Annotated in this window: 11 protein-coding genes and 1 pseudogene; 3 read left to right on the top strand and 9 right to left on the bottom strand. The window is 40.0% G+C overall.

The window, feature by feature from the left end:
* Nucleotides 1-170: 170 nt before the first annotated feature.
* The 4 genes and pseudogenes from ACE1AQ_RS17825 to ACE1AQ_RS17810 all read right to left on the bottom strand — a co-directional run bounded on the left by ACE1AQ_RS17825 (nucleotide 171) and on the right by ACE1AQ_RS17810 (nucleotide 1,360).
* A complete protein-coding gene (locus ACE1AQ_RS17825; RefSeq protein ID WP_008205630.1) occupies nucleotides 171-464 on the bottom strand; it encodes a type II toxin-antitoxin system mRNA interferase toxin, RelE/StbE family in 294 nt (97 codons plus the stop codon).
* Nucleotides 461-685 carry a hypothetical protein gene (locus ACE1AQ_RS17820; protein WP_008205633.1) on the bottom strand — a complete coding sequence of 75 codons (225 nt, stop codon included), beginning with the start codon at nucleotides 683-685 and terminating at the stop codon, nucleotides 461-463. The genes ACE1AQ_RS17825 and ACE1AQ_RS17820 overlap by 4 nt, the downstream gene beginning before the upstream one ends.
* A gap of 136 nt (nucleotides 686-821) precedes the next feature.
* On the bottom strand, nucleotides 822-1,085 hold the full coding sequence (locus ACE1AQ_RS17815) for a type II toxin-antitoxin system ParD family antitoxin (RefSeq protein ID WP_008205635.1): 264 nt from the start codon (nucleotides 1,083-1,085) through the stop codon (nucleotides 822-824).
* A 93-nt stretch (nucleotides 1,086-1,178) separates the two neighbouring features.
* Nucleotides 1,179-1,360: pseudogene (locus ACE1AQ_RS17810) on the bottom strand (hypothetical protein).
* A 38-nt stretch (nucleotides 1,361-1,398) separates the two neighbouring features.
* On the opposite strand from ACE1AQ_RS17810, the gene ACE1AQ_RS17805 reads away from it, so the two are divergent.
* Together ACE1AQ_RS17805 and hisH are read left to right on the top strand one after the other, a co-directional pair.
* A complete protein-coding gene (locus ACE1AQ_RS17805; protein WP_008205638.1) occupies nucleotides 1,399-1,608 on the top strand; it encodes a type II toxin-antitoxin system HicB family antitoxin in 210 nt (69 codons plus the stop codon).
* Between the two features lie 319 nt (nucleotides 1,609-1,927).
* Nucleotides 1,928-2,566, top strand: a complete 639-nt coding sequence (hisH, locus tag ACE1AQ_RS17800) for an imidazole glycerol phosphate synthase subunit HisH (RefSeq protein WP_008205640.1) — start codon at nucleotides 1,928-1,930, stop codon at nucleotides 2,564-2,566.
* On the opposite strand, the gene ACE1AQ_RS17795 is transcribed toward hisH, so the two are convergent.
* Nucleotides 2,555-3,307 carry an ABC transporter ATP-binding protein gene (locus ACE1AQ_RS17795; protein WP_110545078.1) on the bottom strand — a complete coding sequence of 251 codons (753 nt, stop codon included), beginning with the start codon at nucleotides 3,305-3,307 and terminating at the stop codon, nucleotides 2,555-2,557. The genes hisH and ACE1AQ_RS17795 overlap by 12 nt on opposite strands.
* Nucleotides 3,308-3,411: 104 nt before the next feature.
* Complete coding sequence (locus tag ACE1AQ_RS17790) at nucleotides 3,412-4,527, bottom strand: branched-chain amino acid ABC transporter permease (RefSeq protein ID WP_008205644.1); 1,116 nt, start codon at nucleotides 4,525-4,527, stop codon at nucleotides 3,412-3,414.
* Between the two features lie 426 nt (nucleotides 4,528-4,953).
* Here ACE1AQ_RS17790 and ACE1AQ_RS17785 point away from each other — a divergent pair, with 426 nt between their 5' ends.
* Nucleotides 4,954-5,610: a response regulator transcription factor gene (locus ACE1AQ_RS17785; protein ID WP_002802605.1), complete on the top strand. Its 657-nt coding sequence runs from the start codon at nucleotides 4,954-4,956 to the stop codon at nucleotides 5,608-5,610.
* A gap of 14 nt (nucleotides 5,611-5,624) precedes the next feature.
* Here the strand turns inward: ACE1AQ_RS17785 and ACE1AQ_RS17780 are convergent, their stop codons facing one another.
* From ACE1AQ_RS17780 to ACE1AQ_RS17770, 3 genes are all read right to left on the bottom strand, one after another.
* A complete protein-coding gene (locus tag ACE1AQ_RS17780) occupies nucleotides 5,625-6,143 on the bottom strand; it encodes a low molecular weight protein-tyrosine-phosphatase (RefSeq protein WP_008205648.1) in 519 nt (172 codons plus the stop codon).
* A gap of 2 nt (nucleotides 6,144-6,145) precedes the next feature.
* Nucleotides 6,146-6,439 (bottom strand): hypothetical protein, encoded by a 294-nt coding sequence (locus ACE1AQ_RS17775; protein WP_002733401.1) that lies wholly within the window; start codon nucleotides 6,437-6,439, stop codon nucleotides 6,146-6,148.
* Nucleotides 6,440-6,592: 153 nt separating this feature from the next.
* Nucleotides 6,593-7,231, bottom strand: a complete 639-nt coding sequence (locus ACE1AQ_RS17770) for a hypothetical protein (RefSeq protein WP_008205651.1) — start codon at nucleotides 7,229-7,231, stop codon at nucleotides 6,593-6,595.
* Between the last annotated feature and the right edge of the window lie 468 nt (nucleotides 7,232-7,699).

The raw sequence follows: 7,699 nt of genomic DNA, 5'->3' as shown, positions 1-7,699 counted from the left end.
ATTAAATAATACCTTTCGACAAAGGATTTCTCGGCTGGTGAGAGAGAGTCTATCTTTCTCTAAAAAAATGGAGAATCACGTTGGGGAACCCTTTGGTATTTTATCCATGACTACAATGCACAGCAAAGCAAAGGATTAAGCCGCCATCACTACTACCGAATCACCACCAATTAATAAACCTGATCATGAGTACCAATATCAATTAGAATAATTACCTCTTTTTGCTCCTTATCATTAGTTTCTGTTGTTTCCAAAGAAAATACAATTCTACAATCATAACCACAAGAACAAGCTTTTAATCCTAGCAATTTTCCCTGTAATGAATGAGTAGCTAACTGGGGGGTAGAAATATCTTCTTGCATTAACTTTAATGTTTCAATAATTTTTTGTTCAAGTTGAGCATTACGCTTGACAAATTTACGAAATGATCGTTTAAACTTCTGTGTTGCAATAATCTCTCTCATTCATCTTCTGTTAATATAGTTTTTAATTCATTAATAATATCTTCTAAGGGTTGAGGTTTTAATTCTCCTCTTTGAAAAGCTTCCTTTGCTTCTTTAGCATTTCGGGCTATTTCTTCTCGATAGGATTCTATCATTTGATTTTTGATAATTTCTATTAACATTTCTCTCTGTTCAATAGGTAGTTGATTAACTGTTATAAGAGCTTGTTCTAATGTTATCATAATTGATCCTCTCTTGATTTAATTTAAGTAATAAGTTTAACTGATTGGCATCTTGAATATTAGAATAAGCAATCCGATCATTGATGCTTTCTAAATCTTATTTAGCTCTTGCGGATATTAAAATAACGATCATAATTTAATATTCACAATTCTGAAGATTGTTTGCTTTAAATCTGTTGATGACTTCTCTACCATCAAAACTTTCCCCACGTTTCAACTCTTGCCCCCCAATCATGACTTCCCGTTTCAATTCTTCAAATCTTCCTCGGTAAATTCTGTCTCTTTCTGCCAATAAACGCAATCCCTCTTCAATAACGGCTAAATCATCTTGATATTTTCCTGTTTTGATTTGTTGAGCAATCAAATCTTCTATTTCCGGTGTCAGTTGGATAGTGTTCATCGCTTCTCCTAATTACCTTTATATCATCCTAATCGAGTATTATAGCGCAGACTTTTTAGCATCTTATAATTTTAACAGATTATACAAGACTTGTCACACCCCCCAGCAAATTACCTGATCGATCAAATCTTGACTGATGCAAAAAAAATGGCTCTCCCCGGTTTGGTGGGTAAAATGTATTCTAAGATACAGTCTTGGGGCAGTGAGTGGAACGAACCACAGAGACACAAAGGACACAAAGATCGATCGATCATATTGTAAGTTAAACTTATCACACAGAATCTAGAAGAGCCAAAAACTTAAATATAGAATAGTGATTCAGTGGTCTGAGGAAGACAATTGTTATCTAGTTGGCTTACCAGACTTTCCAGGACAAAAATGGATAACTCATGGTAATACTTATGCTGAATCAGTGAAAAATGCTGAAGAAGTCCTAGAATCTCTGATAGAACTTTATCAGAAATTAGGGGAATCTTTACCTGAGACTGAAGTAAATAAAAACAGAGAAATTTTACCCAAATAAACTCTTGTAAGGGAATTGATGATTATTGCATTGATAAATTAGCCAAAAAGGGTTAATTGTTCTTAGGAAATTAATTTTGCACTACTACTTAGAGCAGTTATCTTAATAGTGAGGTACGAAGTTTTCGTTTTGGGGAGTCGGTCCTCGATGGCAAATTATACAATTTTTCTAAAGTAATGGCAGAGATAGTTAATTGGCCTGACCCCCAATCCCTCTCCCAGAAAGGGACAAGGTTGGGGTTGAGGGACACGAATAAAGAAAAATGGTATGACGGCGTGATTGTTCTAAAATAAGGTTATCGCCTGATCAGTATATAGCAATGACCTTAATCGCTGTCATCGATTACGACATGGGAAATCTGCACTCTGCCTGTAAAGGACTGGAAACCGTGGGTGCAGTGCCGAAAATTACCGATTCTCCCCTAGATCTGGAAAAAGCTGACGCTATTGTCTTACCCGGAGTCGGTTCTTTTGATCCTGCTGTCCGGCAAATTCGGGCCCGTCATCTCGAAAAACCGATCAAAGCTGCGATCGCTAATGGTAAACCCTTTCTCGGTATCTGTCTCGGTTTACAAATTCTCTTTGACTCATCGGAGGAAGGACAAGAGGCGGGTTTAGGGATTATTCCGGGGACAGTGCGCCGTTTTCGCTCGGAACCTGGCATTACCATTCCCCACATGGGTTGGAATCAATTAGACTTCACCCAGCCGGATGATGCTCTTTGGCAGGGATTACCCCCCCATCCTCACGTCTATTTTGTCCATTCCTATTATGTCGATCCCCTTGATCGTCATCTAACTGCCGCCACCGTCACCCACGGCAGTCAAACGGTGACAGCAGCGATCGCTCGTGATCGTTTGGTAGCGGTGCAGTTTCACCCGGAAAAATCCTCGACTAATGGCTTAAAAATTCTGGCTAACTTTGTTGAACAGGTGCAAAAATTAGCTTTAGTCTCCTAAATAAGCCTTTAAAACCCGCTCGTTTTTTTGGATTTCGCTGGGAATGCCATCGGCTAAATTTGTCCCTTCTGCTAATACCCAAACGTGGTGACAAAGAGACATAATCACATCCATATTATGCTCGATAATTAAAAAGGTAATTCCCTGACGATTCCATTCGATAATATGGTCGCTGATTTGACCGATTAAAGTGGGATTAACTCCGGCGGCTGGTTCATCTAATAAAATTAATTTTGGCTCGGTCATTAGCGCTCGGCCAATCTCTAATAATTTCCGCTGTCCTCCCGATAAAGCTCCCGCATAATCGTGCGCTTTCTCCCCCAGACCGATCGAATCTAATATCTGCAAAGCTTTGTCACGATTGTCCTGTTCCTGTTGGCGAATTTTTGCCCCCTGAAACCAGACTTTGAGAAAATTTTCTCCCGTTTGCCCCGGACTAGCTAAGAGCATATTTTCTAACACCGTTAATCGGGATAATACCCTGGCGACTTGAAAAGTTCTTACACATCCTTTCATGGCAATTTGATAGGGAGGCAGCTGATGAATGGGCTGACCATCAAGAAAAACTTCCCCTTTATCCGGGCGAATAAAATTAGATAAAAGGTTAAAAAGTGTGGTTTTGCCGGCTCCATTTGGCCCGATTAACCCGGTGATACTGCCCTGCGGCACGTCCAAATAAGCATTATTGACGGCGCGAATGCCTCCAAAACTTTTCGATAATCCTTTGGCAGAAAGTAACATATATAAATTATGAATTATGAATTATGAATTATGAATTATGAAGTGGGAAGTGTTTTCAGTGAAGAGTAATCGATGAACTGATAACTGATAACTGATAACTGAAATTATTTTCCCAAAGTTAACTCCTCTTTTTTGCCGAGGATACCCTGGGGGCGCCAGATCATTAAAACCATGAGCAGCAGACCGATAATCATAATCCGTAAAGCCCCTAATTGGCTATCATTAAAAATATCTAATTGGGGCAGAATAAAGCGAGTCAGGGAATCGTAAGCCCAGAAAATTACTGCTCCTAGTAAGGTGCCGGCATTGCTACCAGAGCCACCGAGAATGATAATAATCCAAGCGTTAAAAGTCAATAACGGCTCAAAATTAGTCGGGTAAATAGTGGTTAATTGCCATGCTAAAAAAGCCCCGGCTAAACCAGCGATCGCACCGCCTAACATCAAAGATTGTAACTTATACCAAAAGACATTTTTTCCCAAAGCCCGGGGAATTTCTTCATCTTCCCGAATCGCTTTGAGGATGCGTCCCCAAGGCGAGCGCAAAAGTAATTCTAAACCAGTATAAACGAGAGCGAGGAGTATTAAAACTACCACCATCAGCCCGGCTTTGTAATTATAGTCATTCAAGGCAATTACACCGTTTATATACAGAAAAAGCAGGATTATCGCCCCTAAAGACCCCCAAAAGATTAAAGCACTCTTTGGCGTCGGTTGATAGCTTTTACCGCTAATTTGCGACGCTTCGCGCCATTGTCGTTGCAGATTGCGCCCCAATTGCCAGAGAGCAAAGATAGCAAGCAGGGTAAACAGGGCAATAATTAATAATTTGACGGGAAAACTGGGATTTATATCCAAAGGTAGGGGATAACGTTGTAGTCCGAAACTGCCTTTCGTTAACCAATCCTCGTTAAGCACCAGTAAACGAATTAACTCAGACACCCCGATGGTGACAATCGCTAGATAATCGGCTCTTAATCTCAGGGTGGAAAAACCGATGGCCAATCCCAACAATGCCCCTAGGAACGCCCCGACAATGGCGGCAAAAATCATCGGTACACCCTGTAAAGTCAATAAAACCGTGGCATAAGCCCCTAAAGTGGCAAAAGCAACGTGACCAAAGTTAATTAAGCCAGTAAATCCCCATTGTAGATTTAAACCGAGGGCAAAAATCGCGTAAATACCCGCCCAAATTGTCAGGGAAACTAAATAATCTGTCATGTTATGGCAATTATCTTAATAGTGAGGTACGAAGTTTTCGGTTTCGGGAGTCAGGAGCCAGAAGTCAGGAGTCAGGAATCATGAGACGATGCCCAATCCAGTTATACTTCATACTTATGAGAAACGCTATAACTAAAAAATGATCTTCAAAGTAAAAAGTAAACAAGGGGTTGGGGAAGTGGGGAGATGGGGGAGTGGGGAGATGGGGGAGTGGGGAGTGGGGGAGTGGGGAGAGGAGGAGAAAAAAGCTGAAAACTCACATCTGATTACTGATTACTGATTACTGATTACTGATTACTGAAAAGGCTGATTGCTAACTGCTAGTATAATATCAGTTAAAACGGCCTCTGTAGCTTGATAGACGATTGTGGCGAGCGGAGGGTGCTAGGCTATTAATAACGAAAAAACCTTGTCCTGTTGATTTCTATGCCTCTTTTGATTCTAATTGCCGATGATGATCCCGGTATCCGCCTAGCAGTCAAAGACTATTTAGAATTAGCAGGTTATAGTGTGGTGGCGGCGAGCAATGGTTTGGAAGCTTTGAATTTATTGGATACCTATCATCCCCATCTTTTGGTATCGGATATCAAAATGCCCCGTTTGGACGGTTATTCTTTGGTGACTAAGGTGCGGCAACAGCCAGAATTTAGGTTATTACCAGTAATTTTTTTAACTGAAAGAGGGTCAACAGAGGAAAGAATTCGCGGTTATCAAGTGGGTTGTGATATCTATCTTCCTAAACCTTTTGAGATGGAGGAATTAAAAGCGGTTATTCGCAATCTTTTAGAGCGAGCGCAAATGGTGCAAAGTGAACGTCAATATCAGAAATTAAAACCAGAAGAAAGCCCCAAAACTAGGGATGTTTTAACTTCTTCTTTACAGGACGATTTTAAGTTAACTAATCGCGAGCGGGAAGTGTTAGAACATTTAGCCCGGGGACTTTCTAACAGTGAAATTGGGCAAAAACTGCATCTTAGTTCTCGCACGATCGAGAAATATGTTAGCAGTTTACTCAGAAAAACCAATACTAACAATCGGGCTGAATTGGTTCGTTTTTCCCTCGAACATAGATTAATCGATTAGCTGAAAGAAAAAACTTAAATTTTGTTTTTTACTTCCTCCAAAAGACTGCCACAGGAGTCTAAAAGTAGCTCGATTACGCGGTCAAAACCTTCACGACCACCGTAGTAGGGATCGGGAACTTCTTTTTCTGGGTGATAACGAGCATAGTCACACATTAACTTGACCTTTTCTTGATATTTTCCTGTCCGATCTAGGGATAAAATATCTTGATAATTGGCTTTATCCATGGCTAGGATTAGATCAAAATTCTCGAAATCCTCGCGGGTAAATTGTCTGGCTGTCCCTTGTAGAGGAATACCGCGTTTTTTGGCCGCCGTATTCATGCGAGAATCGGGAGGAGAACCGATATGATAACCGGCAGTCCCCGCAGAATCACAGAGGATTTTATTACCTAATCCTTCTTGTTCAATCAGATAAGTCATGATATTCTCGGCAGCGGGAGAACGACAGATATTGCCTAAACAGACGAAGAGTAGTTTATAGGACATAAATTCACTGGTAGAATCATCACTAAATTGCCAATTATAGGGCATTTTTAACATCCCGATAAAGATTTATCCTCAAAAAACTCCTCGCTGTCCATTAACCTAATTTTGGCTAATCCCAAGCTTTCTAAATAATCTTGCCACCCTTGGGGAGTATCTTCGATCGCTAATAATCCTAATACCCTAGCTACGTCTGCTACCCAGGGTAGGGTATGAATTCTATAACCCTGCCAGTTTACCTCTAAGGATAACCAAGCGGGAATCTCTTGGGGGTTAAATTGTTGGGAGGCAAGATAATCAGCTTGAAAGCAGTAAATTCGAGGTGGTTTTTGACTCTCTAACAAGGTTAAACACTCCTTCTAATCTGGACATTAATCTCTTTCCTCGTATTTTAGGGGAACCTCAGCATAATTTCTGTTAAATATGAACTTCTCTTGTCAAGAAATAGTGAAAAAACAACTGATAACTAGGCCGAGTTTCCCCAAGGTCATTTACCCTTAATTCTCCCCTAAGCGAGGACGAATAATTAAATAAATTGCCGGACCGATTAGAGGCAAAAGGGAAATTACCGGCAACAGGAAAGGATTTTTTAATCCCCGTCGGGTTAGATCATCTTGCAGCAAAATTGGACATAATAGGGTTAAAAGACAGAAATCTAAACTCATAACATGAATAAAACGGCTAGTTTGCCACTGATGCCAAAAATCAGACCAATTGCCGTTGATTAATCCGTAGGCGATTAAAATTGCCGCAGTAATTAGGGCAATTACTCCCAACCAAGGTGAGTCTAAAAGTTTAATGACCAGATTTTTTTTACCAGTAAAATTGCTGTTGGATTGACGGAGAGTTAGATAGGGTAAAATAGCGAAAGCACCCACGGCAAAGGAGGCAAAAGTAAAGGGCCAAGCGATGATTTTTTGGTCACGACCATCGATAATTAAAAGGCTAGTGTAGATAAGTGGCCAAACTCCCATCAGGTTAAAAAGAGCGATAATTAACGGGTTGATATCTTGCCATTTCCCAGTGGAAAGATTGATAATTAAATTCACTGTATCTGGTTGATCGGGGGGTGCTAGTAAAAAAGCGTATAATCCGAAGCCTAACCAAAGTAACCCGAGAATAATTTTTGTTAACATGGGAGTAGATAATTAGGTTAATTGAGTAATCGGGTGTCTAGCAGATATTTTACTAGAAAAGTGATCAAAAAATCAAGCAATATTACCTAATCAATGATCATTAAGTAGGTAGGCACAATTATTTGTAGGATGGGTTAGCGGTAGCGTAACCCATGCGGGCGTTGGGTTTCATGCTTCAAACCCACCAACGTTCAGTTTATATTTAATTCCAACCACCAAAGTAAGTATTACAGCAAAATTAATTTTCTATTCGAGACAGTTATAAGGTATCAGTTATAAGTTATAAATTTATCGACTAGCAAATTATTTTTGAAGTAATAATTAAGTTGGTGGTTTGAATTAAATATAAAATGAAGTTAGGTTGGGTTGAAGAATGAAACCCAACGCCCGCATGGGTTACGCTACCGCTAACCCATCCTACAAATAATTGTGCCTACCTACTTAATGATCATTGATTAGGTAATATTG

It is taken from the genome of Microcystis sp. BLCC-F209, from assembly GCF_041928595.1.
Taxonomy (GTDB): Bacteria; Cyanobacteriota; Cyanobacteriia; order Cyanobacteriales; family Microcystaceae; genus Microcystis.
The sequence above is the reverse complement of the archived record's forward strand: the minus strand, read 5'-3'. Positions and strand labels throughout refer to the sequence as shown.

Bases quoted from the DNA above. Each gene is read 5' to 3' on its own strand.
- ACE1AQ_RS17770 (WP_008205651.1), bottom strand. From the start codon at position 7,231: ATGTTAACAAAAATTATTCTCGGGTTACTTTGGTTAGGCTTCGGATTA.
- ACE1AQ_RS17795 (WP_110545078.1), bottom strand. From the start codon at position 3,307: ATGTTACTTTCTGCCAAAGGATTATCGAAAAGTTTTGGAGGCATTCGC.
- ACE1AQ_RS17780 (WP_008205648.1), bottom strand. From the start codon at position 6,143: ATGCCCTATAATTGGCAATTTAGTGATGATTCTACCAGTGAATTTATG.
- hisH (WP_008205640.1), top strand. From the start codon at position 1,928: ATGACCTTAATCGCTGTCATCGATTACGACATGGGAAATCTGCACTCT.
- ACE1AQ_RS17815 (WP_008205635.1), bottom strand. From the start codon at position 1,085: ATGAACACTATCCAACTGACACCGGAAATAGAAGATTTGATTGCTCAA.
- ACE1AQ_RS17785 (WP_002802605.1), top strand. From the start codon at position 4,954: ATGCCTCTTTTGATTCTAATTGCCGATGATGATCCCGGTATCCGCCTA.
- ACE1AQ_RS17820 (WP_008205633.1), bottom strand. From the start codon at position 685: ATGATAACATTAGAACAAGCTCTTATAACAGTTAATCAACTACCTATT.
- ACE1AQ_RS17825 (WP_008205630.1), bottom strand. From the start codon at position 464: ATGAGAGAGATTATTGCAACACAGAAGTTTAAACGATCATTTCGTAAA.
- ACE1AQ_RS17790 (WP_008205644.1), bottom strand. From the start codon at position 4,527: ATGACAGATTATTTAGTTTCCCTGACAATTTGGGCGGGTATTTACGCG.